This is a genomic window from Pseudomonas sp. NFX5, from assembly GCF_049132125.1.
Lineage (GTDB): Bacteria > Pseudomonadota > Gammaproteobacteria > Pseudomonadales > Pseudomonadaceae > Aquipseudomonas > Aquipseudomonas marginalis.
In genome coordinates this window covers 251,059-274,653 of record NZ_JAFMZG010000032.1, presented here as the reverse complement: position 1 = coordinate 274,653, position 23,595 = coordinate 251,059, and the positions used below count along the sequence as shown (strand labels likewise).

Sequence of the window (23,595 nt, the reverse complement as noted above, 5' to 3'; positions counted from 1 at the left end):
AGGAACTTGCTCAGCGCACGCAACCTTTCGACAGGTTGGCCGTGAGTCACGAAGGTAGGTCCCGATCTCATCTAAGCATCTGGGAGGGATTTCGTGAGACCGGATCAAAGGGGCTAATTCGCGAGCCGATTTGCTCTGCCTCACGCTTGAGGATCTCAACGACTGCCGGTAGTCGATCCGGTCCGAGACGATCACTAATGGTCGATGCACTTATGGCCGCCACAACCCGCCCGCTACGATCAAAGATCGGCACCCCTACCGCCGCCATACCGGGTAATGCTCCAGTCAGGCGTGAGGCATATCCTGCCCTACGCACGTTCTCGATCTCAGATCGCAAAAAGACCTCGTCGTAATGATGAAAATCCTTGAGCCGAGGCATGTTGTAACTGATCACTGCATCGCGCTCCTCATCCGGAAGAAACGCAAGAATCGCCAAGCTACCCTGGCCCACGCCTAATGCCACGCGACCACCTATATCGCCGGTAAAGGTGCGTATCGGGTAAGGACCGTCCGTGCGGTCGAGGCATATGGCATCAAATCCAGACCGAGCCAAAAGAATTAGCGATTCCCCCAGCGACGCCGACAGCCTCAGCAATGCAGGACGGACTAAATCGCGCAGATTCCCGGCGTTCTGCGCTCGTGCGGACAGAGCAAAGAGATCTAGGCTTAGGCGATAGCGCTTAGTGTTTACGTCCTGCTCCACCATGCCCTCATCGATAAGACTCCTTAGCAATCGGTGCGTAGTGGGTTGAGACAAACCAATGCGGACGGCCAGTTGAGTGACCCGCTCCCCTCCCTCCGGCGTATCAGCGAGTGCACGCAAAACCGCAAACAATCTCGAAGCAGCCGTCAAACCTGCTTCTGGAGACCGTTCATTCTGATGAATGGAATTACTCATGAATACGTCAGCCATATATTTCACTCAGTGAATAAATACAAAACTAATTAAGATTTAAGCGGAATATACCATCGAAACCCAATAGGATCGTTTTTAATCAGCCACCTGGGTGGAGATGGATAGCGAAAGGTACCCATCCGTATGCCCCCATCACTGAGAGTTTTTTACAGACGTTGATGACCGAGCTGTCGAGGGGATCTAACGATCTCAGCTGACAGGCCGCCTGACGCGACAAGGAACCCAAGACGCCCCGCTCCGATGAGTCGGGGGAAAACCGTTGAGGGGCGGATACCAGATGAAAAACAGCTATTGATTAATGCGAATGCTACTTTCTCAATTTGGTATTTGTTGGACGTGTGACTGATCAGTAGGCTTCAACGGCGACACCGCGATAGCGGACGCTAGGGCATAGACCCAACAAAATAAATAGATCCTCAGCCGTACATGCTCGGCTTCTTCGCTCCCTGGGAGCTACCCAGGTCGTACTGCCGCCTATGTACAAAATGGAGACTCACAGATGAATATCCGCCTCAGCATTTTCCGGAAACTTCGTACGCATCAGATAGCGATGGCCGGAATGATGGCTACTTCGTTACTTCTTATCGGTATCCCTTCGACCCAGGCAGCCGAATCAGCCACGCCCTCGCTTGCTGTGAACCAAGAGGCGACCAATCTGCTCCCAGACTCGGTCAAAGCTAAGAAAGTGCTTCGAATAGCTATGCCAACCAACGAGCCTCCTACTCAGTACTACGAGCCTGGTACCGAGCGCATGACCGGGATCAACCCGGACATTGCCCGCTTGATCGGTCAAGCATTGGGAATGGAAGTAGAAATCAAGGTGGCGACGTTTGATACCCTCATACCAGGGTTGGCAGCTGGCAAATACGATATGGCGGTAGCGTCGATGACTCCGACTGCCGCTCGAATGAAAGTTCTAGATTTCGTTGATTACCTGCTGGTCGGGGAAGATATTGTAGTTCCAAAAGGTAATCCTCAAGCAATTAACCATACGACTCTATGCGGGAAAAGGGTCGCTGTTCTTACCGGAGGCTACCAGCTTACTGTTGAGGTCCCACAATTCAACAAAAAATGCGTAGCTGATGGGAAAGACGAAATCAAAGTCAGCACGTTCCAAGAAACCAGGCAAGCCATTGGGGCGCTTACTAGCGGCCGACAAGACGCTGTCTGGGCTGATGCCCCTATTCTCGACTTGGCCGTTAAACAAATCCCCGAGATTGAAGTTGGTGACGCATTCAACTTCGAACCTGTCGGTGTTGGCATGTCGAAGGATTCAGGTTTACTGAAAGCAACCGCAGCAGCAGTCGCTCATGTAATTAAAAGCCCGGAGTACATGGCAGTACTCGATAAGTATGGCGTCAAGTCAAGCGCGATTACCGATGCTCGTGTTAACTTCGCTCAGTAAGTAGGTCACTCAAATGCCATCAATCGACATTCGTAACGCTGCAGGTGATCAGGCCTCAACTTCAACCAGGGATTCACCTCCCGTTGTTCCCCTGAAGCACCCAGTCCGGTTAGCCTTTGGCGTTTTACTGGTCCTGGTGGCATTTGGGGTCGCCTGGAATGTAGCTACAAACCAGCGTTTTCATTGGGAAGTGGTTATTGACTACATCTTCGCTCCGCAAATACTTAGGGGCGCGGGTCTAACACTAATTCTTACCTTAGTATCTATGGCGATCGGAATTATCCTCGGGACAATTCTTGCTGTCATGCGGCTGTCCGATAATCCGGTCGTTAGTGCTACGAGCAGATTATATATTTGGTTTTTCCGTGGTACTCCGCTGTTGGTCCAACTGATCTTTTGGTACAACATCGCGGCGCTGTATCCAGTTCTCTCTATCGGTCTTCCCTTCGGTGGGCCGACGTGGGTGATCGGCTCTGCGAACGATTTCATTTCCCCGCTGGGTGCGGCTCTTCTGGGTCTAGCGCTTAACGAGGCGGCTTATATGGCAGAAATCATACGGGGAGGTATCGCGTCCGTCGACAAGGGGCAACATGAGGCTGCGAGAGCTCTCGGGATGAATGGAGGCAAGGCTTTACGCAGAATCATCCTTCCTCAAGCGATGCGTGTTGTGCTACCGCCTACCGGTAATCAAGTTATCGGGATGTTGAAAGGCACCTCATTGGTAAGTGTTCTGGCGATTTCGGATCTTTTGTATTCAGCACAGATCATTTACTCCTCTAACTATCAGACTATACCGCTGCTGATTGTGGCAAGCGGATGGTACTTGGTTATGACATCGGTAATGAACGTATTCCAAAACAAGCTGGAGCGACGCTACGGTCGTGGTTTTGACAATTCTACTCAGTCTGCTGACCGCACCTTGGCGGGGGACGCGCAATGAACAACTTAATGGTTGAAGCTCGAGGTGTGAAAAAAAGCTTTGGTTCCCTGGAGATCCTGAAGGGCATTGATCTACAGGTCGAACGGGGTTCCGTCACGTGCCTTATCGGACCCTCCGGGTCAGGCAAGACGACCTTCCTGCGGTGCATCAATCACCTTGAAAAAATCAATGCTGGGCGCCTCTATGTGGACCAGAAGCTGGTTGGTTATGAAGAGCGTAACGGACGCCTTTATGAAATGAAGGAGCGAGATACTGCTCGCTCGCGACTGGCGGCAGGGATGGTCTTCCAACGTTTCAATCTTTTTCCGCATATGACTGTACTAGAGAATGTCATTGAGGCTCCAATCCAAGTGCTGGGCAGACCTCGAAAAGAGGTGATTGAAGAAGCCAAAGCACTTCTGGATCGAGTAGGACTGGGCCATAAGGGAGGGGCATTTCCCTCGGAGCTGTCGGGCGGTCAGCAGCAGCGGGTGGCTATCGCCCGAGCTTTAGCAATGAAGCCAAAGCTTATGCTGTTTGACGAACCGACCTCGGCGCTCGATCCAGAGCTTGTCGGTGAGGTGTTGGATGTCATGCAGAAGCTAGCCGAGCAGGGCATGACTATGGTCGTAGTTACCCACGAGCTTGGCTTCGCACGTCAAGTTGGTGACCAGGTTGTGTTTATGGACCAAGGCGTGGTGGTTGAGAATGGGCCACCGGCGCAAGTTCTTGGCGCGCCAAGGCACGAAAGGACCCAGGCTTTTCTCTCAAAAGTGCTTTAACTGATTTATCGCGGAACTCAGACGATCGTCCGTTCTGCCAAAGTAACTCAGCGGGGTGTTCTTACTTTTCTGCGGCCTAGAACTGGGCCGCCTAGCACCTGGCACTAGTATGCCGGGCGATAGTAGCCTTCTCAGGAAGTTGTTTATGAACCAGAACCTCGATACGGTGATGGACGATATTGTTTTGCCCAAAAAAGTAGATGTAGTTGTGATCGGGGGCGGGATCATCGGAGCCTCTACGGCTCTATCGTTAAGCCTCAAGGGCTTGACTGTCGCACTCTGCGAAAAAGGGCCGATTGCAGGTGAACAATCCAGCCGCAACTGGGGTTGGTGCCGGATAACTAAGCGAGACCCCCGGGAACTTGAACTAAGCATCAAAAGCGTCGAAATGTGGCGTGAATTCGAAGCGACCTACGGAATCGATACCGGTTTCCGTCAGTGCGGAATTCTGTATGCAGCGGAAACTGACGCAGCCATGGAAGCTCATACAAGTTGGCTAGAGCGCGCTAGAAGAGTTGCTGGAGATACTTTTGACACGCGCGTTCTCAGCTCAGACCAAGTCGCAATGGTCTTGCCAACAGCTTCGCGTCGCTTCAAAGGTGGTATTTATACCCCGACAGACGGCCGAGCCGAACCCGAAAAAGCCGTGACAGCACTGGTTGCGCTGTTACGCTCCCGCGGCGTCAAAGTTCTCACTCCATGTGCCGCGCGAGGAGTAGAAACAAGTGCCGGGCGGGTTAGCGCTGTTGTTACAGAGCATGGCGTAATCCAATGCCAAAGTGTCGTCGTAGCCGGCGGAGCTTGGTCCCGCCATTTCTGCGGAAATCTTGGGATTAACGTACCTCAACTCCTATTAAGAGCTTCTGTGGTCCAGACTACCCCAGTTGAAGGTGGGCCGGACTGCTGTACGAGTACGGGCCCATTTGCGTTTCGCAAGCGTGTCGATGGAGGGTATACGATAGCTAACGGATTCAGCTCGATCAGCGAACTGACGCCGGATAGTTTTCGGCTGTTTTTCCTCTATCTCAAAGCGCTTAAGACCGAATCAGGCCAGCTAAAGATAAGATTTGGCAAGCGATTCTTCGAAGAACTGTTGCGCCGCCGAAGCTGGCAACTCGACGAGAAGACAGTTTTCGAAGAAATTCGCACGCTCGACCCCGAGCCGGCTGGATCGGATGCGGATATCGCATTCGAGCAGTTCATCGAACTTTTCCCGCAGCTGAAAACCGCGCGTATCGCTCAGCGCTGGGGCGGGTACATGGACGTTACTCCGGATGCTTTACCGGTGATCTCAGGTGTCGAGAGTATTCCAGGATTTTTTATTGGCACAGGCTTCTCCGGTCACGGATTTGGAATCGGTCCTGCCGCAGGTCGACTTTTGGCGGACTTGGTAACGAACGATCAGCCGCTGGTGAACCCACACGTATTTAGGCTTGGTCGATTCTTCGACGGATCAGAAATCATACTTGATTAACTTACTGGTCTGACCGACCGTCCCACTATGAATATTGTTACGCGGTCATGCGGAGAAGGCTAGTTGTCAGTCCAAGCGAGCCCCGCTGGAGTACTTCAATGAATTTAGATAGCACACATGTGATAGATGAACTCGCAGCCTTTGCTAGCGAGTACCCCCAGGGCACATTGAGTGACCAAGCGCGCAAGATCTGTGCGTTACTCGTCACAGATTTGCTGAGTGCTACTGCAGCGGGATTTGATTCGAAGCTGGCTGTCGCTGCCCGCACCACTGCGGAAAAAATTTATGGCACGGGAAAGTCAGGATTATGGCTCAGTGATAAAAAGCTCAGTATTGCAGGAGCCGCGATGGCTAACTCGGCAGTCGCAAGCGCTTTAGATCTTGACGACGGGCACCGAGGCGCTGCCGGCCATCCAGGGGCCGGTATTATTGCAGCGGTGTTTTCTGTGGCGCAGGACATCTGCGCTACAGACGACTGCATCTTTGACGCTATTGCCATCGGTTATGATATTGGATTGCGGGTGGCTACAGCACGTCCGCCATCAACCGTCGATACCTATGCCAGCGGTCGTTGGGTCAGTTACGGCGTGGCTGCTGCCGTTGGACGGCTGCTGAAACTGAATGCATTGGAAATGGCCCATGCCATGGGTATTGCGGGCGCGGAAGGCCCCATCGGGTTCGTGAATTCGATCTATGAAGGAAGCACGGTTAAGGAGTTCATTCCGCCTGCAGTCATTGCAGGATTGACAGGAGCTTATCGGGCTCAAGCCGGCGCTACGGGCATTCTCGATCTTCTGGATGATGAGAGACTGTTCAGCCGTCAGGCCATTCTCGGGCAGCTGGGAGAGCACTGGTGGATGGAGGACTGCTACCTGAAACCCTATGCATGCTGCCGGTATATGCACGCGGCTATCGATGCGATTTCGGTCTTACGCCGTCCTGGGCTTCCAATTCTGAGTCTTCGAATTGAGACATTCCCGGATGGACTTAAGCTTCCTAATGAACGGACTCCTAGGACGCTGGAAGGCGGCCAATACAGTTACTATTTCAACGCCGCTTTGGCTGCACTTCGCGGTGTAGCTGCCCTGCAACCAGCAGATCCTGCCTCATTAGAGGACAGAGAGGTCTTGGCTTTGGCAGGAATCATTGAACTCGTTGCTCACGATGATTTTGTAGATTCTTTTCCAAAGGGTACGCCCTGCCGAGTAACTTTAGATCAGGGAAATGGCCCCGAAAGCTTGACGGTCCTTTACCCCTTGGGCGACGTAGAAAATCCGATGAGTTGGGAGCAGGTGATCGAAAAATTCCACCGACTTTCGGCGGGGATTATTTCCTCTGATGAGCAGTCCAAGGTTGTACTAGCAGTTGAGCAAATAGCGACCAATGGTTTTAGTCCACTCTTTGAGGCGATTAATGTGCGGCTACGAGATGAAAATTTTAACTCGTGACTGCTTCTCCTGCCTCAGAAGTGTGGTTTAGCGAGACATGCGAGGTAGTCGTGCATTGGCGTAACGGTGTCCATAAGCTCGGAAAATAAACGCTCTCATTGACACCGGACTGCTCGTAAGTTTCTAAATCAATGGGCAGCAACATCGCAACGAGTGGTACTGCCCTACGTAGGGGGCGGTGAGGCATCCATAGCGAGACCGTTGAAGCCTATTACGACAAGCTCGGTGTTTAGAAAACAGTTAAACACGCGACAAAGATAGACAACCGGCGGTTACGACACGGAGTCTTCATGGAAGAAAATATTCCTAAACGCCTTGGCACTAAGATATTTTACCGCCCTATCGAAGTAGCGGTGCGCTGGTGTGGCCTTGAAGAATTTGAATCTAAAATATTGCGCGAGGCGTCCTCCTCTGTTTATCAGCCAGAGAAGCATGTAGTCCCCGCATGTATCCAGGAAAAACTTGATATTCTCTGGGATGCCATCCTTCATGGAGAACTAATTTACGGATATTACGGCATCACAACCGCATCTGGAGCCAGCATTGAACCCTCTCTGGTCACCATACGACATATAGATCTAAAGAGCTGGTTTGTAAAATTCTATCCTTTGGAAAAACCAAATTTTTTATTCAGCACGCTAGAAAGAAAAAGCTCCCACAACAACGACATTGATTTAGTAAACGCTCTGATCACAGAAAACAATGCCCTAAAGACACTTTACAAAAATGCGAAAGACAATAGTGAAAGGCTAGAACTAGAAGTCCAAGCCCTTCGCAGAGACAACACCAAGCTCACAAACCTAGTCCATCAAAATAAAAAACCAAACGCTCGGAATGAACGAACCTACCTTCAACTGATAGGCACTCTGGTTAACCTGTTTTTAGCAAAAACGCCGAGTGGTAAACCCTACTCACCCTTCACCAGCCAAGCGTCCATCATCAGCGCTCTGATGGCTCACAATCGCAACAAAGCTGGATTTAGCCAACGTACTCTTGAAGAAAAGTTCGCGGCGGCTAGGCGCAGCATCGATGATTCAGGGTAGATACCGAAACCCGCGAGCCCCACTATCGCATTTTTCGGTGTTCGTTTACCCATCTTGTTCTTGAATGGCAACTCCCCAGCAAGTGCTATGGAGTGCTCCACATGACTGATCAATTGGCCCACTACCCGCCCGCTCGCACAGATAACATTGACCGCCACATCATGCGACGAGACGAGGTGGAGCGAAAAACCGGCTTCAAGCGCGCGCACATCTACAACCTGATGAAGGAAGGTAAATTCCCTCAGGCCAAACGCATCGGACTGCGCGCGGTCGGTTGGGACTCGCTGGAAATTGAGCAGTGGGTCGCTGAGCGCTTAGGCCAGCAGGCCTGATGTCATGCGTGTGGTATCGGTGGTTTCCACTAAAGGTGGCGTGGGCAAGACCACGGTGACCGCCAACCTCGGCGGCCTTTTGGCTGACGCAGGCCTACGCGTCCTGCTACTGGATCTGGATAGCCAACCCACCCTCTCCAGCTATTACGCCTTGAGCCAGAAGGCTGATGCAGGTGCGTACGAGTTCATCGCACTCAACCTAGCTATGCCTGCCCAGATTATTTCCAGGACAGTGATTGCAGGGCTTGATCTGATCCTCTCCAACGACGATCAAGGCCGGCTGAGTACCTCGCTGCTGCACGCTCCTGACGGGCGATTACGGCTGCGCAATCTGCTCGACAACTTCCGCCCCTACTATGACGTGCTTTTGATCGACACCCAAGGTGCGCGTAGCGTGCTGCTGGAGATGTCCATCCTGGCCTCCGACCTTGCCCTCTCTCCCATCACGCCGGAAATGCTCGCCGCCCGCGAACTGCAGCGCGGCACCTTGAAGCTACTCAGCGAACTCGAACCATTCCGTCACCTGGGCATTCCACCACCACCCTTACGACTGCTACTGAACCAGGTGAATTCTATTCGAGTGGACACACGGATGATCATCCGTGGCCTGCGCGAGACCTTCGCTGGGGCAAACAACATCTCGGTTCTAGACACCGTAGTTCCAGACCGGGTGGTGTATCTCAACGCCGCCTCACTCGGCCTTCCGGCCCACCAAATCGAGACGCGCCAGTCACGTGAACGACGCTCGCCATCAGCGCTGGAAACCATGCAAGCGCTGGCCATCGAGTTGTTTCCGGAATGGCACAAAGCGATCTCTTCGGTGAGCCGATGCGCGGAGGCTCAATGAGACGAATCACCCAACCGGCACTTCTCACCCAGTCATTGTGTTTGATCGACCTTGAGGCCAACCGTGTTTGGCTAGGAGTCTTCTGATGTTGGATCAACTGCCCATCATCGTTCCACCCTCCATTCGACCACATCATCCACCTTGCGAGGAGTACTGCACCGTGGTCTTTCGCCTGCAGGGTGGGCGCTCGGCCATGGCGTGGTTCCTCGCAGAACTCTCCCGACATTTCGAAGGTTCGGGCACTGCCGAGGTCGTCAAGTTCGAGGTCGGTGACCATTTGCGTAACCGGCGTTAACTGAGGTAGTTCCGATGAAGAAGCTCAGTCAGGAGCAGATCACCGACAAGCTGCACCTGGACCACTTCCCTCGAGGGCCGGAGCTGGAGCGGCTGTCCGATCCACTTACTGACACGCCTATGTTGGTCACGCTTGAGGAACTGCGGCCCTACGAACACAACCCGCGCTTCATCCGTAATCCGCTATACGACGATATCAAAGCTTCGATCCGTGAACGCGGGCTGGATCAACCACCGCCGATCACCCGCCGCCCGGGAGAAGCCTATTTCATCATCCGCAACGGCGGTAATACGCGCTTAGCGATTCTCGGCGAACTGTGGCAGGAAACCCACGACGAGCGTTTCTTTCGTATTCATTGCCTGTTCCGACCTTGGAGCAATGAACTCACCGCGCTACTCGGCCATCTGGCCGAAAGCGATCTGCACGGCCAACTCACGTTCATCGAACGGGCTCTGGCGGTAGCCAAACTCAAAACCATGCTCGAAGCAGAGGGAGCTATGCTCTCACAACGGGAACTGGCACGACGTCTTGCCGCTGGAGGCTATCCGATTTCGCAGCCGCACATCAGCCGGATGCTGGACACTCTCGAACACTTACTGCCCGCCATTCCACAAACCCTGTATGCCGGATTGGGTAAGCCCCAGATCGAACGCCTAATCGGCCTACGCAGCCAAGCAGAACGAACCTGGAACCGCTATCCAACCGCCGCCGTTGCGTTCGCCGATTTCTGGCTCGAGACCCTGGGCTACTTCGATGCAGAACCCGAGTCATTCGATGTTGAGCAAATCCAGGATGAACTGCTCGAACGCATGAGCCGCTTGCTCGGACAGTCCTACCGTATGTTGGCCCTGGAGCTGAGCGATACCCAACGGGTCATCTCGACGCCTGGCGTTGCCCTCACAGCGCCCTCGGAAAATATCCATCTGCCGAGCATTGATGAAGCCTCGGCAGGACCTCCCTCCTCCGCGCCCCATCCCAAATCAACTGAGACTAGGCCCCAGACCGAACCAACGCGAGAGGAACTGCTCACACCGCCAGAAACGAAGGTCGTATCAGCGGTCAGTCCTCCGTCACGCGTTCAACAGATTCGTGAACAGATCGATCGCGAGACCGCCACCGACTCAGCATATTCGCTCGACACCTATGCGATCGACGACATCTGGACCATTGCACCAGCACTGGATAGCCCCGAACAACTGCGATCCGCCATTGCCACACTGGCGCGGGAAATGGCGGCCTATGCCGGACATCCCGAGAGCATCATCGACCAGCAGCATGGCTTGGGCTTCGCCCTGAACCTCGAGCGAGTTGATCTGGCAGCGCCTCGCGCGACCGGTGTTCACCTACTGCTCCTGGCCCTGCTGCGCGCTCAAGACGAGGTCAACTGGGAAGATCGTAAGCAACTGCCGTCAGCGCTGTTCGGCCAATTGTTGCTGGGGATCTATCAACTCCCGCTCAAAAATCGTCCCGCCGTGGACGTGGGACTGGAGCGACTGCCCGACGGTCTATTAATCAAACTGTATCGCCTGATCCGCCTGGCCCGTCGCCTCATCGACTTAACGCTTACTCCTGAAGACGACTCACCGAAGGAGCTGCCATGAACCTGTCCTTCAATGTGCTCAACCAGGCCATGCTGACCCAGGTGCTGCACGAGTTGCGCCAGGGTAACCTGCAGCGCTGCAAGGCACTCGGACTGGGTGAAGACGACATCTACTTGTTGCAGTCCGTACCGCCCACAACCCTGTCACGCCTGGCCCATGCCACCGTACCCTGGGTAGAGGTCAAGATCGACTCGCCGGTGCTGCACCGATTGATCGAACAAGCCGAGCGCGACGAGCAGAACGAGCGCTTGATCAATCGAGCGCTCAAGCTCGGCGCCAGCAGCACCATCATGTATCAGTGCTTCGGCCTGGCGCACTCCGAAACCGCACTGCGTCGGCGCCTGCTCAAGATAGAAACCCGTAAGGGCCGCCCTCAGAATTTGAGTGAAGCGCAGGAATATGCGCTCTGGCAGCGATGGTGTCAGCTACGCACTCAAGACGGTACCGGGGATCAGCTCGACGCCATGATGATGCTGGCCGAAGAGCAACAGATCAGCTTGACCATGGTGTGGCAGCAGATCGACCAGTACAGCAACGGAACATGAACTCTGCACATTCCAGTCGCTGGCAACGTGTCCTGCAGCAATGCACCCAGCAGCTGAGTGAACGCTGGCCCGCACGCCCCACCACTGAACAACCCTCCAACCAGGCCCTACAGGCTGGCTTTTTGTTCAGAGGCCAATCTCACGAAGTCGTGCCACGTCGGCTGCTGTTGGATAATCGACTGACGCCATTGGAACGCAATGCCTGGCAGGTGTTTCGACTCATGCTGCAAAGCCAGGGCGTGGTCACGCCGCGCTATGAGGATTTTCAGCCTTACCTGTCAAGCGTGCCCTACGGTGCATCAGCCTCCCGTGAAACCATTGCTCGGGTGTTGACGATGCTCAGGTTGACGCGCTGGCTCAGTTTGGTGAGTCGCGGACGCGATCAGCTCAGCGGACGTCTTCAAGGTTCGCTGTACGTTCTGCACGATGAGCCGTTAACCCCCGCCGATGCCATGGAACTGGATCAGGATTACCTGGCGCTAGTCGGACATGCCCTCGGCCATGCAACCAAGGCTGTGCGCATTGTCGCGCAGCACATTGTGGAAGAAATCCGCCAGGACACGGATATCGATCGGGATCGGTTACCGACGCGGCTCGACAGCTGGGGCGAACACTGGACGCAGCAAGGATTGGATCCGGCAACCGATGCCGTGTTACACGATTCCGAACTGAGGGAAGATGCCCTCGTTCGGAATCGTGCAGGCCCTCGTTCGGATTCCGAACCGAGTCTGAACGCCAGTGTTTCCGGCACCGTTCGGAATCCGAACGCCGCCTGTACTGTATTAAAAGAAAGTATTTGTACAGTACCGCGCGCGACCCCAGCGGTGGATAACCTGCACTGGCCCACTGCGCTGCACCTGAGCCCAAGCGAGCGTCAGGCCATCGCCGTGGCGCTGAACAAGCTCAAACCCGCGGATCGTCAGGCGGTGCTCAACGAAGCGGGGGCACGCTGTGCGGCAGGAAGTGTCCGCAAGCCCGCGGCGTATCTGATGGGTCTGATCCAGCGTGCGCTGAAAGATGACTTTCGTCCTTGGGTAGGTCGGGCCGAACCGTCACTCATTGCAGAACCACCTGCACCAACCCCCTCGCGTCCCATTCGAAAACAGGGCGAACCCGCATCCGCCCTCGCCCAAGCGTGCCTGAATGAGCTGCGCCAACTGCGTGGCAAACGCGGTGGACGTCAGTAGATTTGATGCCAGTGGCATCAAATCCATTGAGTTCCACTCTACGAACACGTCGGACCAAACTATGAAACTCTTCGGGAAAAGCCGGGACATCTCCACCCATTGACGTCTCCATAGTTAGCTCTCTTAAACCAAACCGAACAGACCGCATTCAGCTTTTTGGCTGCCCTTGACCCTCGTCTGTCGCAACGTTCCCGTCCAAGCTTATGCGAGGACAACACCGTGGCCGATCACTATCAACTCAACCTGGGTTCATTGCGCAGCAGCATCACCCTGACCCTGCACACCCACCATGCCGCCCGTATCTGGCAAGGTCGAGTCGCACGCGAAGGCGTCCACTCGATCATGGGCATGGCCGGCTACATCAGTGTCACCAACCTAATCAAACAAACCGCGGCCCAGGACGATCCCTATGCCGACTGGGCCATCGTGCAACTCGAAGAAAAACTGATGCAGGCCAAGGCTGGGATGCGGGAACTGACCCAACAGCTGGACCGAATCAGGCAGGACCTACCGACACAGATCGACATGGGCGACAACCTCAACATCCACCCCGTCACCTTGCCGTTGTACATCGGCAGCCAGCTGGGCTTTCTCGCGGTCTACCTGCTGACCGACTACGACACCCTGGTACGCCAGACTCTATTGGCCCATCACACCGCCTTGATCGGCCGCATCGACATGGAAGCCTGGATCGACGACGGCGCCCATCTGTTGCGCAGCCTATTCGGCCAGGCCCAGCGCTATCGGCATGCCGGCGTCACACGCGATGATATGGCGGCGAACAACGCCCGTGCCATTGCGGCCATCGAGAAGATGGGTTTGCCCCCAATGGACATCCTGGAGGGTCATCGCCGCTCCCAGTTCGCGCCGCCGATCATTCGCCGTGGTGCTGTGCCAGTGGATGACGCCGACGCGTTGGCAGAGGACGCGGAAGAGTCGTCTGCGACAGTTAATGAGCCAGAGGACGAAGCATGAATCCCATGAATCCGGCTCACCTAATGCCCTTCGACGCGTTGACACCGGATGCCTACCGGCAGCTCGAACACGCAGCCTCCCTAAAAGGCCTTTTAAAACCTTTTAAGGGTAAGGGGGAGTTGGAGCACCTGGCGCAGGTGGCGAGGGAAACCGAGGCGCAGCTATGTCACCTGATGGAGGCTGTCGTGCAGCAAGCCGGACAGCCCCCTTACTCACTGCTGGACATTCGATTGGTGTTGCAGAACACCAGCGCTGGCAGCACTTTTTTGCGTTGGCGCACCCGCGACTTCGCCCGTATGGGGGTTGCAGTCTGGGAACGCCAGGTCCGCAGCAAACCCCTGCCGCAGGTCGTACGCGAGGGATTGCACCGTTTCGAATGCGATCGCATTGCATTGAACCTGCAGATGAGCGTGGTGCATTCGCTCTACCGCCAGGCCACAACCTGTGCGATCAAAATGGCCAGCGCCGAACAACTGCTGCGCCAGTTCACACCAGCAGTGGAGATATCATGATGAGTACTTTTTTCGTCGGCGAAGGCAACATCGGCAGTGCGCCAGAGTTCCAAGAATTCGCCTCAGGCAATGACGAGCCACGGCGTTTACTGCGGCTGAATGTGTACTTCGACAACCCCGTACCACGCGAGGGCAGCTATGAAGATCGAGGCGGCTATTGGGCGCCGGTTGAGCTCTGGCACCGCGAGGCTGAACACTGGAGCACGCTGTACCAGAAAGGCATGCGCGTGCTCGTCGAAGGTCGTACGGTGCGCGATGAATGGGAGGACAGCGAAGATAACGCGCGGGTGACCTTCAAGATCGAGGCCCGTCGCGTCGGCATCCTGCCTCATCGGGTGCACAGCGTGGTCATGCGGGAACGCTCCAGTGAACCGGCGGCATCGGCGACACACGTCGGGAAAAGTACAGAACAGGCCAGTTCACCTGCGTCGAAACCCAGAAAGCGCAGAGGGCAGCCACCTACGGACTGACAGACTTCAGGCATAAAAATTGCGCCTTTGCGCGAAGTTGCTGGCGTGTTACTACGCGCTGCTCGTGAAGATCCACACTGCCGTCTAACCGCAACGGGTTAGCAACCTCGGCCCATTCAAGCCTGCCCTCACCGACTAATATGAGGAACCTGCAATTCAGGTTTCTCATATCTCGCACTGGCGTTTCCAACAACGCTGCTCCGAACTCAATCCGGAGCAGTTCCATGCGCCTCTTCCTCTGCGAGAAACCTTCCCAAGGTCGTGATATCGCCAAGGTTCTCGGAGCCACTCGGCGTGGTGATGGTTGCCTGATCGGACCCGAGACAACCGTCACCTGGTGTATCGGCCACCTGCTGGAGACAGCCCCACCTGAAGCTTATGGTGATCAGTACAAATCCTGGTCGTCGGATCATCTACCGATCATTCCCGTGCGGTGGCAGGTCGAGGTCAAACCCAAGACCGCGGCACAATTCAAAGTCATCAAGCGCCTGCTCAGTGAAGCCACCACCGTCGTCATCGCGACCGACGCCGATCGCGAAGGTGAAATGATTGCCCGCGAGTTACTGGAGCTCTGCAAGTATCGAGGCCCTGTTCAGCGCCTATGGCTGTCCGCACTCAACGACGCGTCGATTCGCAAAGCACTGTCCTCGCTGAAGTCTGGTCAGGAGACCTTCCCGATCTACCACTCAGCCCTCGCCCGTAGCCGCGCCGACTGGCTGATCGGCATGAACCTCAGTCGTTTGTTTACCCTTCTTGGTCGGCGGGCGGGCTACGACGGTGTACTGTCGGTTGGACGCGTCCAGACACCCACCTTACGTCTGGTGGTCGATCGGGATCGTGCGATTGCCAGCTTCGTCTCGGTGCCCTACTGGGAAGTGGAGGTACACCTGTCCTCCATGGGGCAACCATTCATCGCGTCGTGGTTACCACCCAGCTCAGGACAAGATGAAGCCGGTCGTTGCCTGCAGCAGACGCTTGCCAATCAAACGGTCCAAGCGATCTCTTGCAATAAGACCGCCGCGGTACTCTCATTGCAGACTGAGCATTCCCGAGAACCACCGCCCCTGCCCTTCGACCTGAGTACCCTGCAGGAAATCTGCTCGCGCAAGCTGGGGCTCGGCGTTCAGGAAACCCTAAACATCGCCCAAGCCCTGTATGAAACCCACAAAGCCACCACCTACCCGCGCAGCGATTGCCGCTATTTGCCATCGAGTATGTTCGACGAGGTACCCGCGGTATTCGATGCCCTGCTCAAAACGGATCCCGCACTGCAGCACGCACTCGGAAGCCTCGATCGATCACTGCGCTCACGGGTATGGAACGATGACAAGGTCACCGCGCACCACGGCATCATCCCCACCACCGAGTCGGCCAACCTTGCGCGGATGTCTGAACAAGAGCGCAATGTCTACGAACTAATCCGTAGCCACTACCTCGCGCAATTTCTTCCGCACCATGAGTTTGATCGGACCCAGGTCGAACTGGAGTGTGGCGCAGAGCGATTGACCGCAGTTGGCAAACAGATCCTGGTTCAGGGCTGGAAAGGCTTGCTCTACGAAAACACTGAGGAGGATGAGCCCAATCACAAGTCCCAGGTCTTACCCGTCTTGCAACAAGGTACTCAGTGCGCAGTGGACGACGTCGAACTCAAGTCCATGCGCACCACCGCCCCCAAACCTCTCACTGAGGGCGATCTGATCAAGGCGATGAAAAATGTGGCCAAGCTGGTCAACGACCCACGCCTGAAACAGAAACTTCGGGACACCACCGGTATCGGTACCGAAGCCACGCGAGCCAGCATCATCAAGGGGTTGATTGATCGCGGTTATTTGTTGAAGAAAAAACGCGCCTTAATGGCCTCGGCGGCGGCCCATACCCTGATCGAAGCGGTACCAACAGCGGTTGCAGATCCGGGTATGACCGCGATCTGGGAACAGGCTCTGGACGAAATCGAAGCGGGACGTCTGACCCTGGATGCATTCGTCGCCAAGCAGGCAAACTGGATAGCGCAACTGGTCGCTCACTGCGGCTCACTGACTTTAGCCATGCCTGTCGAAACCAGCCCAGTCTGTCCCACTTGCAACGCCTCAATGCTCAAGCGAAAGGGGAAATCAGGGCCGTTCTGGTCATGCTCCCACTACCCGGACTGCAAGGGCACTGCCCCGATCAGAAAAGATACGCGTCGCCCATGATGCGCCAATGGAGATCAACATGAGCATTGGGGTCAATGTAGTGGTCAGTGCATCATCAACGGCGACTGATCCCTCTCTAAGTCGCTTATCGGTTGTCCGATTTCACGGGCCAGGGCGATGCCTGTCGAAATCCATATCTGCCCCAGTTCGTTGAACGCTTTCAGGTGATCAGGATTTTCGTTGAGCCAATGAACAAGGCTGTCGAAGTGTTCGGGGTTATCCGGGCAATCATGGATCTTGATGAACAGCTCCAGTGTTCGATCCCAAATCTGATCCATGACGTTCTCGCTCTTCTCTTCCATGCTCAACCGTTCCTCAGCTTGGCCCTATCAGACCGCTCATCCTCACTGACCACCTCGGACTCTGATTCCTGGAGGAATAGAAGCCACGTCGCATTACACAGCGATTTCAGCCAATATAACAACCTTATAAGTCGATACTCAACCGTTAAGGATGTTCATGTCAACGGGTCTTTGCTCAACCATTCGGGTTGAACTGGAGAACTCATCACTTGGCACATAAACATCCAACCCAAGCCCAAATCGGGCGCATGATCGCGAAACACCGCAGCGAGCGTAATCTGACTCAGGAAGAGATGGCTGAACGCTTGGGGATCGGCAGCGAAGCTGTATCGCGTCTAGAGCGAGGTGTGGTGGAGCTTTCCGTGGTCAAGCTGATGCAACTGGCGGATATTTTCGACTGCCGGATGGATGAACTGCTGACGGAGTCGAGCAATCGTCCCAATGACCAGGGCCAGATGATCGCGGGTCTGCTGAGTGGACTGGAAGAAAGCGACCGCGCCTTTATCCTGGCAACCGTCGAACAATTAGTCGCTCATCTCGCCAATAAGTGAGTTCATGCGCTCGCATTCGATATAGGGGCCTTTGAGGGGAGACTCTCTGCCTTGACGTCATCCCCCCTCTCTGCTGTAGTGCCTCAGGATCATCGCCAACGGCGACCCAAGACCGATTCGCTCCGGGCAGCTCGGTCGAATTCATTGAGTTCGGAGCCTTCTCTTCTGTGGGATTTCGCTCCCGTTTTGTGCTCGACCTGATCGTGGTGGCGGATGACCAGTGTTGCCTCTAGGGCAACAGCGGTCATCCGCTTCGGCGATCGTATTCAGTCCCGGAGCCCGCCGGGGAAATACTGGGCACCCTTTGTGCGCGGATGCGTGCCTGCATGTTCCGACCCAGGCCACGACAAGGGTCGGTTGGTGAATCATGGCGCCGTTAAACCAAGTTTTGCGAGGAGCTTGTCGACTGCGTACGACCGCCAAAGGTGGCTTTTCTGTTCCCCGCCTGGCGACCCGTCAGGCTGACTCTTCTTTTTTCCGTTCCAGCGACTGCCACTGTATTCCGGCCTAAAAAATCGGGTTACAACACTCTATTTTGATAATCAGCCCCGTCAACCTGAGCTAACCGATAGATGCGTTCGACTAGCGTTAAAGATTGGTATGAAAACTGTTGACCCGACTGTCTGCCAATTTGAACACCACACGCTGAGGGTGGTTGATCGAGACCAGATACTCCACCGGCTGCCCTTGGGTGTCGAAAATCACGCCCCTATACACCAACGCGGCCGTCCCGGGATCGACCTCCAGCAGACGCGCCTCCTGGTCATTCATCGTGGCAATACTCAACGTCCCCTCATCGCTTTCTATTTCAATCTGATAGCGCGACAGCAACAACGCATACAACGAGCCCCCCTCGATCAAATCCCCCGCCACCAGTTCCGGTACCCGGGCCGCAGGAATGTAACTGGTCTCGATGCAGAACGGCTTTTGGTCAACGGTGCGCAAACGCCTGATGGTCAGCAACACATCACCTTCCTGAATCTTCAGCAGTTTGGCGACGCGGACGCTGGCCTGGGTTTGTTCGAAATAGAGCAATTTGCTGCCGGATCGGGCTCCAGCTTGTTCAACCACTTCGGCGATGCCTTTACGCGCCACCGTATTAAGCGGCCGTTCGACGCCCGGAGCGGTCACGAAGGTTCCGCGATTGCCGCGGCGCTCCAGGACCCCGCGATCGATCAGTGTTTGCAGCGCCTTGCGCAAGGTCATCCGGCTGATCCCCAGGTGTTCGGCCAGGTCCCTTTCTGCCGGGATTCGCTCAGCCGGTCCGAACTCCGGACGCTCGAGCATTTCAAGCAATGCCTGAACCGCCTGCCAGGCAACCTGTTTGCGTTGGGGCGTGGGAAACGCTACGTCGGAGAGTTTTTCGCTGGTCACTTTCATGGTCTACATCCTGGAATATTTTTCTGGCGATCCACTGCGACTGTAAAAACCGAAAACCGACGCAAACCCGCCAACTTGGCTATGACAGAGAATACTCAGTTCAGCAAAACCCTGAAAACCGCGTATTTGGCCCATTAGACCACGGGGAAAAAGCCTTGTAATGGTATTTTTCATGGTATAGCTTTTGGTCTAAATGGTGGTCATGAACAGCAACATGCACCGCCTTGACAAGGCACCCAGGAGTCCACATGGCGATCCAGTTCAATCGAGAAGGCTTCATCGCTTCCTTGCAGCAATCCGTTCAAATCGTCGACGACGCCCAGCAGTTTGGCCAAGAGCTGGCAACGCGGATTGACCGCATCTATTTCGTCAGCTGCGGCGCCCCCAACCGCATCATGCTCGGCCTGCAGTACTGGCTTGAACGCTATAGCCATTCACTGGAAGTGCGCCGTTACTTCCCGGCCGATTTCATGGATATCGATCCACCACGCCTGGATGAGCGCACCCTGGTCGTCCTCGCGTCCAAATCCGGAACAACTCAGGAAACCATCGCCGCTGCTCGTTTCCTGCAAGGCAAGCCATGCCTCACTGTGGGCGTGACACAGACCACCGAGCTGCCGCTGGCCCAAGCCGTTCAGCATTGCTTCCTGCTGGGACGCACCGACGAGGCTTACTTCGGCTGCTTCATGATCCTTCAAGCATTGATCGGCGGAATTTTGGCCAAACGTGAAGGCTGGCCGCTACTGGACAAGCTCACGCGCTCACTCAAAGCGCTGCCGCAAGCGCTGGCCGATGCCGCGTTCAACAACGATCAACGGGCGACCGAAGAGGCACGCCTCTATAAAGATGATCGCCTCATGTACTTCCTCGCGTCGGGTCCGATGTTCACCACCGCCTATGTGTTCGGCGTCTGTGTGGTGATGGAAAGCCAATGGCTGCATTGCCTGCCGGTAGAGGCCGCAGAGTTTTTTCATGGCCCGTTCGAAGCCGTCGATGCCTCCACCCCGCTGCTTCTGCTGGTCGGTGAAGACCCAAGCCGGGCACAGATGGAACGGGTCGTGAGCTTCTGCCAGCGGTATACCGAACGCGTTATGGTCTATGACTCCAAAGACTTCCCGATGGAGGGCATCGACCCAGAGATCCGTGCGATTGTCGCGCCCTACATCGTCGGTATTGCCGCTGAACGTATCGCCGCCCATCTGGCGGTCTGGCATCAGCAACCGCTGACGACTCGCCGCTACATGTGGAAAACGGAGTATTGAGCATGGCCAGCCTGATCGCAGTCGGCGACAACACGATGGATGTGTACCTGGACCGGAATATTGAATATCCGGGCGGGAATGCGCTCAACGTTGCGGTATTCGCGTCCCGGCTAGGCACTCGCAGCGCCTACCTGGGCTGCGTGGGCGATGACCGCTATGGCAAGCGCCTGCTCGATTGCCTGCAACAAGAAGACGTCGATGCATCCCGTTGCCGAACGCTGCCGGGCGCCAATGGTTGGGCGTGTGTCGACAACATCGACGGCGAGCGGGTGTTTCTCGGTAGCGACCCTGGTGTTTGCCGTCAACTACGACTCAACACCGAGGATCTGGCCTATATCTCGACGTTCCCGCTGGCACACAGCAGCCTCTACAGCGGCCTCGAAAACCAACTGGCGCAGATTCGTCACGCCAGCGGTTACCTGTCCTTCGACTTCTCGGACAACTGGGTCGAATTCGATTGGCCGGCCCTGATCAAGCATGTCGATATCGCCTTTTTCTCGGCCGCCGATCTGTCTTCGAGAGAAGCGTATGAGTTGGCGCACTCGATGCGGGCAATGGGCCCCTCGATTGTGGTCATCACTCGCGGTGCGCTGGGCGCCCTCGCGGTCGATGTCCACGGCGTCCATGAACAGCCCAGCCTGCCCTGCACGGTTGTCGACAGCATGGGCGCCGGTGACGGCTTCATCGCCGCGTTTCTGCTGGCATGGCAAGCCCGGCACAGTCTCGCCGACTGCCTTTTACGTGGCGTCGATTATGCCGGCCAGGTGTGTGGCTGGTCGGGTGGTTTCGGCCATGGTCAAGCCCTGGACGCCGAACGTTCCGAGCATCTGAAACAAGCCTTGAGCCTTCGAGGCTGATCCGTGCTGCCCCGGCCAATCCCGGGGCGGTTCAACCAACCTGTCGTGGATACCCTGTCGATGAAAAAATATCTGATCGGTTTGATGCTCGTGACCAGCCCGCTGATGAGCTGGGGCGCCAGCGAAGAGCTGCGCTTCGGGGTCGACCCCACCTATCCACCGTTCGAGTCCAAGCGGCCGGACGGCTCGCTGACAGGTTTCGATATCGAGTTGGGCGAAAGCCTGTGCACCGAGTTGAAACGTCGTTGCGTCTGGGTTGAAAACGCCTTCGACGGGATGGTCTCAGCCCTTAAAGGCAAAAAATTCGACGGCATCCTGTCTGCCTTGTCGATCACCGAAGAACGCAAAACCGAAATCGCCTTTTCCAACACGCTGTATGACACCCCGGCACGCCTGGTGGCACCTGAGGGCAGCACCTTGCAACCGACCGCCGAATCCTTGCGCGGCAAGCGAATCGGCGTGCAGCAAGGCAGCGTGTTCGAGGTCTATGCCAAGCGGATGTGGGGCTTGAAAGGCGTGGAAGTGGTGCCGTATCAAAGCAGTGATTTGACCTACTCGGACTTGATCAACGGCCGGCTCGATGCGGCGTTCGACGATGCCATCGCGGTCTCCGAAGGCCTGCTGAAGAAGCCGATCGGCAAAGGCTTCGGCTACGCCGGCGAGGTGGTTAAATCCCCCGAAATCTTCGGGCCGGGAACCGGGATCGGCTTGCGCAAAAGCGATACCGCGCTGGCTGGCGACATCAATCAGGCGCTCGAGCGAATCCACCAGAACGGCACCTACGAACGCATCGCAAAAAAGTACTTCGACTTCGACATCTCGCCTAAATAAACCACCATCGCGGAGCCTGGAACCATGTTTCTTGAGGGATACGGCCATCTTATTTTTCAGGGCGCGTGGTTGACGGTGCAGGTGGCCACCTGGGCTGCCTGCGTGGCCATCGCGCTTGGCCTGCTCGGGGCCTTGGCGAAACTCTCGCCACTGGCGCCGCTAAGGCTGATCGCAACCGTCTATACCACGCTGGTGCGCAGCGTCCCGGATCTGGTCTTGATGCTGCTCATTTACTACAGCGCGCAGATCGGGCTGAACCAGGTGGCGGAAGCGTTCGGCCAGGAGTCGTTGCAGTTGAACCCTTACGGAACAGCGATCGGTACGCTGGGATTCATCTACGGCGCCTACTGCACCGAGACCTTTCGCGGAGCCTTCCAGGCCATCCCGTTCGGGCAACTGGAAGCGGCTCGCGCCTACGGCATGAGCCACTGGCAAGTACTGCGGCGCATTCGTTTCCCGCAGATGATGCGATTCGCATTGCCCGGCATCGGCAACATCTGGCAAGTATTGTTGAAAAGTGCCGGCCTGATCTCGCTGCTGGGCCTCAACGACATGGTTCAGGTCGCCAAACAGGCGGGCAACGCGACCTCAAGGCAGATGTTTTTCTACCTGGTGATTGCCGCGATATTTTTCGCCTTTGCGATCCTTTCAAGTCTGGCGCTCAAACACCTTGAGCGGCGCTACAGCGACGAGCCGCAGCGGAGAGCGTCATGATCGAGATACTGAAAGAGTTCGGGCCGAATTTCCTGTGGTCCGACGGTTATCGCTGGAGCGGTCTGTCCATTACGCTATGGCTGTTGGTGACGTCAGCCGTCATCGGTCTGTGTGCGGCGATACCGCTGGCACTGATTCGTACCTACGGCAGTCAGTGGCTCGCACTGCCCATTCGGCTGTATACCTTGGTGTTTCGCGGCACACCGTTGTTCGTGCAACTGCTGATCATCTACAGCGGCCTGGCCAGTTTGAGCTTCATCAGAGAATCATCGAGCCTGTGGTGGTTTTTTCGTGACGGCATGCATTGCGTGATTCTGGCGCTGGCCTTGAATACCTGCGCTTACACCATCGAAATTCTTGCTGGCGTACTGCGTACCACCCCGCGCGGCGAGATCGAGGCGGCATTGGCCTTGGGCATGACTCGCAGCCAACTGTTCATTCACGTGCTGATACCGAGCATGCTGCGTCGAGCACTCCCTGCTTACAGCAACGAAGTGATTTTTGTCCTGCACGCCACCGCCATCGCCTTCACTGCAACCGTGCCCGACATCCTGAAAATCGCCGCCGATGTTAATGCGGCAACCTTCAAAACCTTTCAGGCGTATGGGATTGCTGCTTTGCTCTACATGTTGGTGGCGTGTGCGCTGGTGGGCGTTTTCCGATTGGCTGAGCGCCGTTTGCTGGCCTATCAGCGATTAAGCTGACCTATAGAAATCTGCCTCAACCAGCACGTCTAAGGTGTAAAGAACTTGTAT

The 23,595-nt window shown here is 55.8% G+C and carries 25 protein-coding genes; 22 read left to right on the top strand and 3 right to left on the bottom strand.

The annotated features are described in order from the left end of the window. Window positions 1-67 precede the first annotated feature (67 nt). A complete protein-coding gene (locus J1N02_RS23910) occupies window positions 68-898 on the bottom strand; it encodes an IclR family transcriptional regulator (RefSeq protein WP_421147906.1) in 831 nt (276 codons plus the stop codon). Window positions 899-1,415: 517 nt separating this feature from the next. Between J1N02_RS23910 and J1N02_RS23905 the strand changes: the two genes are divergently transcribed. The 16 genes from J1N02_RS23905 (at window position 1,416) to J1N02_RS23830 (ending at window position 16,943) form a co-directional block, all read left to right on the top strand. Beyond that, window positions 1,416-2,321: an ABC transporter substrate-binding protein gene (locus J1N02_RS23905; RefSeq protein ID WP_421147873.1), complete on the top strand. Its 906-nt coding sequence runs from the start codon at window positions 1,416-1,418 to the stop codon at window positions 2,319-2,321. Window positions 2,322-2,334: 13 nt separating this feature from the next. Continuing rightward, window positions 2,335-3,261, top strand: a complete 927-nt coding sequence (locus tag J1N02_RS23900; RefSeq protein ID WP_421147872.1) for an amino acid ABC transporter permease — start codon at window positions 2,335-2,337, stop codon at window positions 3,259-3,261. Beyond that, the gene (locus tag J1N02_RS23895) at window positions 3,258-4,022 is read left to right on the top strand and encodes an amino acid ABC transporter ATP-binding protein (RefSeq protein ID WP_421147871.1); all 765 of its coding nucleotides are present in this window, start codon (window positions 3,258-3,260) and stop codon (window positions 4,020-4,022) included. Before J1N02_RS23900 ends, J1N02_RS23895 begins: the two co-directional genes overlap by 4 nt. A 145-nt stretch (window positions 4,023-4,167) precedes the next feature. Further along, on the top strand, window positions 4,168-5,496 hold the full coding sequence (locus J1N02_RS23890) for an NAD(P)/FAD-dependent oxidoreductase (RefSeq protein WP_421147870.1): 1,329 nt from the start codon (window positions 4,168-4,170) through the stop codon (window positions 5,494-5,496). Between the two features lie 98 nt (window positions 5,497-5,594). Further along, complete coding sequence (locus J1N02_RS23885; protein ID WP_421147869.1) at window positions 5,595-6,944, top strand: MmgE/PrpD family protein; 1,350 nt, start codon at window positions 5,595-5,597, stop codon at window positions 6,942-6,944. Between the two features lie 290 nt (window positions 6,945-7,234). After that, a complete protein-coding gene (locus tag J1N02_RS23880; protein ID WP_421147868.1) occupies window positions 7,235-7,987 on the top strand; it encodes a hypothetical protein in 753 nt (250 codons plus the stop codon). Window positions 7,988-8,088: 101 nt separating this feature from the next. Next, entirely contained in the window at window positions 8,089-8,319 is a 231-nt protein-coding gene (locus tag J1N02_RS23875; RefSeq protein ID WP_421147867.1) for an AlpA family transcriptional regulator, read from the top strand. Window positions 8,320-8,323: 4 nt separating this feature from the next. Beyond that, entirely contained in the window at window positions 8,324-9,166 is an 843-nt protein-coding gene (locus J1N02_RS23870; RefSeq protein ID WP_421147866.1) for a ParA family protein, read from the top strand. Between the two features lie 85 nt (window positions 9,167-9,251). After that, window positions 9,252-9,461, top strand: a complete 210-nt coding sequence (locus tag J1N02_RS23865; protein ID WP_421147865.1) for a hypothetical protein — start codon at window positions 9,252-9,254, stop codon at window positions 9,459-9,461. A 14-nt stretch (window positions 9,462-9,475) separates the two neighbouring features. Then, complete coding sequence (locus J1N02_RS23860; RefSeq protein ID WP_421147864.1) at window positions 9,476-11,062, top strand: ParB family protein; 1,587 nt, start codon at window positions 9,476-9,478, stop codon at window positions 11,060-11,062. Beyond that, window positions 11,059-11,607, top strand: coding sequence for a DUF2857 domain-containing protein (locus J1N02_RS23855; RefSeq protein ID WP_421147863.1), 549 nt, complete (start codon window positions 11,059-11,061; stop codon window positions 11,605-11,607). Before J1N02_RS23860 ends, J1N02_RS23855 begins: the two co-directional genes overlap by 4 nt. Continuing rightward, a complete protein-coding gene (locus tag J1N02_RS23850) occupies window positions 11,604-12,794 on the top strand; it encodes an STY4528 family pathogenicity island replication protein (RefSeq protein WP_421147862.1) in 1,191 nt (396 codons plus the stop codon). Before J1N02_RS23855 ends, J1N02_RS23850 begins: the two co-directional genes overlap by 4 nt. 219 nt (window positions 12,795-13,013) lie before the next feature. After that, complete coding sequence (locus J1N02_RS23845) at window positions 13,014-13,769, top strand: PFL_4669 family integrating conjugative element protein (protein ID WP_421147861.1); 756 nt, start codon at window positions 13,014-13,016, stop codon at window positions 13,767-13,769. After that, a complete protein-coding gene (locus J1N02_RS23840) occupies window positions 13,766-14,281 on the top strand; it encodes a DUF3158 family protein (protein WP_421147860.1) in 516 nt (171 codons plus the stop codon). The genes J1N02_RS23845 and J1N02_RS23840 overlap by 4 nt, the downstream gene beginning before the upstream one ends. Further along, on the top strand, window positions 14,281-14,751 hold the full coding sequence (locus J1N02_RS23835; RefSeq protein WP_421147905.1) for a single-stranded DNA-binding protein: 471 nt from the start codon (window positions 14,281-14,283) through the stop codon (window positions 14,749-14,751). The genes J1N02_RS23840 and J1N02_RS23835 overlap by 1 nt, the downstream gene beginning before the upstream one ends. A gap of 224 nt (window positions 14,752-14,975) precedes the next feature. Beyond that, the gene (locus J1N02_RS23830; protein ID WP_421147859.1) at window positions 14,976-16,943 is read left to right on the top strand and encodes a DNA topoisomerase III; all 1,968 of its coding nucleotides are present in this window, start codon (window positions 14,976-14,978) and stop codon (window positions 16,941-16,943) included. A gap of 44 nt (window positions 16,944-16,987) precedes the next feature. Here the strand turns inward: J1N02_RS23830 and J1N02_RS23825 are convergent, their stop codons facing one another. Next, complete coding sequence (locus J1N02_RS23825) at window positions 16,988-17,245, bottom strand: hypothetical protein (protein ID WP_421147858.1); 258 nt, start codon at window positions 17,243-17,245, stop codon at window positions 16,988-16,990. Window positions 17,246-17,454: 209 nt separating this feature from the next. Here J1N02_RS23825 and J1N02_RS23820 point away from each other — a divergent pair, with 209 nt between their 5' ends. Then, window positions 17,455-17,796 (top strand): helix-turn-helix domain-containing protein, encoded by a 342-nt coding sequence (locus tag J1N02_RS23820; RefSeq protein WP_421147857.1) that lies wholly within the window; start codon window positions 17,455-17,457, stop codon window positions 17,794-17,796. Between the two features lie 588 nt (window positions 17,797-18,384). Here J1N02_RS23820 and J1N02_RS23815 read toward each other — a convergent pair. Next, on the bottom strand, window positions 18,385-19,176 hold the full coding sequence (locus J1N02_RS23815) for a GntR family transcriptional regulator (protein ID WP_421147856.1): 792 nt from the start codon (window positions 19,174-19,176) through the stop codon (window positions 18,385-18,387). A gap of 248 nt (window positions 19,177-19,424) precedes the next feature. Between J1N02_RS23815 and J1N02_RS23810 the strand changes: the two genes are divergently transcribed. From J1N02_RS23810 to hisM, 5 genes are read left to right on the top strand one after another with little or no spacing between them, the layout of a single operon-like run. Further along, a complete protein-coding gene (locus tag J1N02_RS23810) occupies window positions 19,425-20,438 on the top strand; it encodes an SIS domain-containing protein (RefSeq protein WP_421147855.1) in 1,014 nt (337 codons plus the stop codon). 2 nt (window positions 20,439-20,440) lie between these two features. Continuing rightward, window positions 20,441-21,295 carry a PfkB family carbohydrate kinase gene (locus J1N02_RS23805; protein ID WP_421147854.1) on the top strand — a complete coding sequence of 285 codons (855 nt, stop codon included), beginning with the start codon at window positions 20,441-20,443 and terminating at the stop codon, window positions 21,293-21,295. 60 nt (window positions 21,296-21,355) lie between these two features. Then, window positions 21,356-22,126 carry an ABC transporter substrate-binding protein gene (locus tag J1N02_RS23800; protein WP_421147853.1) on the top strand — a complete coding sequence of 257 codons (771 nt, stop codon included), beginning with the start codon at window positions 21,356-21,358 and terminating at the stop codon, window positions 22,124-22,126. A 24-nt stretch (window positions 22,127-22,150) separates the two neighbouring features. Beyond that, on the top strand, window positions 22,151-22,840 hold the full coding sequence (locus J1N02_RS23795) for an ABC transporter permease (protein ID WP_421147852.1): 690 nt from the start codon (window positions 22,151-22,153) through the stop codon (window positions 22,838-22,840). After that, window positions 22,837-23,544, top strand: a complete 708-nt coding sequence (hisM, locus tag J1N02_RS23790; RefSeq protein WP_421147851.1) for a histidine ABC transporter permease HisM — start codon at window positions 22,837-22,839, stop codon at window positions 23,542-23,544. The genes J1N02_RS23795 and hisM overlap by 4 nt, the downstream gene beginning before the upstream one ends. The last annotated feature ends 51 nt before the right edge of the window (window positions 23,545-23,595 follow it).

Coding starts and splice junctions, on each gene's coding strand:
- J1N02_RS23825 (WP_421147858.1), bottom strand. CDS start 17,245: ATGGAAGAGAAGAGCGAGAACGTCATGGATCAGATTTGGGATCGAACA.
- J1N02_RS23830 (WP_421147859.1), top strand. CDS start 14,976: ATGCGCCTCTTCCTCTGCGAGAAACCTTCCCAAGGTCGTGATATCGCC.
- J1N02_RS23880 (WP_421147868.1), top strand. CDS start 7,235: ATGGAAGAAAATATTCCTAAACGCCTTGGCACTAAGATATTTTACCGC.
- J1N02_RS23810 (WP_421147855.1), top strand. CDS start 19,425: ATGGCGATCCAGTTCAATCGAGAAGGCTTCATCGCTTCCTTGCAGCAA.
- hisM (WP_421147851.1), top strand. CDS start 22,837: ATGATCGAGATACTGAAAGAGTTCGGGCCGAATTTCCTGTGGTCCGAC.
- J1N02_RS23860 (WP_421147864.1), top strand. CDS start 9,476: ATGAAGAAGCTCAGTCAGGAGCAGATCACCGACAAGCTGCACCTGGAC.
- J1N02_RS23890 (WP_421147870.1), top strand. CDS start 4,168: ATGAACCAGAACCTCGATACGGTGATGGACGATATTGTTTTGCCCAAA.
- J1N02_RS23885 (WP_421147869.1), top strand. CDS start 5,595: ATGAATTTAGATAGCACACATGTGATAGATGAACTCGCAGCCTTTGCT.
- J1N02_RS23900 (WP_421147872.1), top strand. CDS start 2,335: ATGCCATCAATCGACATTCGTAACGCTGCAGGTGATCAGGCCTCAACT.
- J1N02_RS23865 (WP_421147865.1), top strand. CDS start 9,252: ATGTTGGATCAACTGCCCATCATCGTTCCACCCTCCATTCGACCACAT.
- J1N02_RS23870 (WP_421147866.1), top strand. CDS start 8,324: ATGCGTGTGGTATCGGTGGTTTCCACTAAAGGTGGCGTGGGCAAGACC.
- J1N02_RS23815 (WP_421147856.1), bottom strand. CDS start 19,176: ATGAAAGTGACCAGCGAAAAACTCTCCGACGTAGCGTTTCCCACGCCC.
- J1N02_RS23805 (WP_421147854.1), top strand. CDS start 20,441: ATGGCCAGCCTGATCGCAGTCGGCGACAACACGATGGATGTGTACCTG.
- J1N02_RS23840 (WP_421147860.1), top strand. CDS start 13,766: ATGAATCCCATGAATCCGGCTCACCTAATGCCCTTCGACGCGTTGACA.
- J1N02_RS23910 (WP_421147906.1), bottom strand. CDS start 898: ATGAGTAATTCCATTCATCAGAATGAACGGTCTCCAGAAGCAGGTTTG.
- J1N02_RS23800 (WP_421147853.1), top strand. CDS start 21,356: ATGAAAAAATATCTGATCGGTTTGATGCTCGTGACCAGCCCGCTGATG.
- J1N02_RS23795 (WP_421147852.1), top strand. CDS start 22,151: ATGTTTCTTGAGGGATACGGCCATCTTATTTTTCAGGGCGCGTGGTTG.
- J1N02_RS23875 (WP_421147867.1), top strand. CDS start 8,089: ATGACTGATCAATTGGCCCACTACCCGCCCGCTCGCACAGATAACATT.
- J1N02_RS23850 (WP_421147862.1), top strand. CDS start 11,604: ATGAACTCTGCACATTCCAGTCGCTGGCAACGTGTCCTGCAGCAATGC.
- J1N02_RS23905 (WP_421147873.1), top strand. CDS start 1,416: ATGAATATCCGCCTCAGCATTTTCCGGAAACTTCGTACGCATCAGATA.
- J1N02_RS23895 (WP_421147871.1), top strand. CDS start 3,258: ATGAACAACTTAATGGTTGAAGCTCGAGGTGTGAAAAAAAGCTTTGGT.
- J1N02_RS23835 (WP_421147905.1), top strand. CDS start 14,281: ATGAGTACTTTTTTCGTCGGCGAAGGCAACATCGGCAGTGCGCCAGAG.
- J1N02_RS23855 (WP_421147863.1), top strand. CDS start 11,059: ATGAACCTGTCCTTCAATGTGCTCAACCAGGCCATGCTGACCCAGGTG.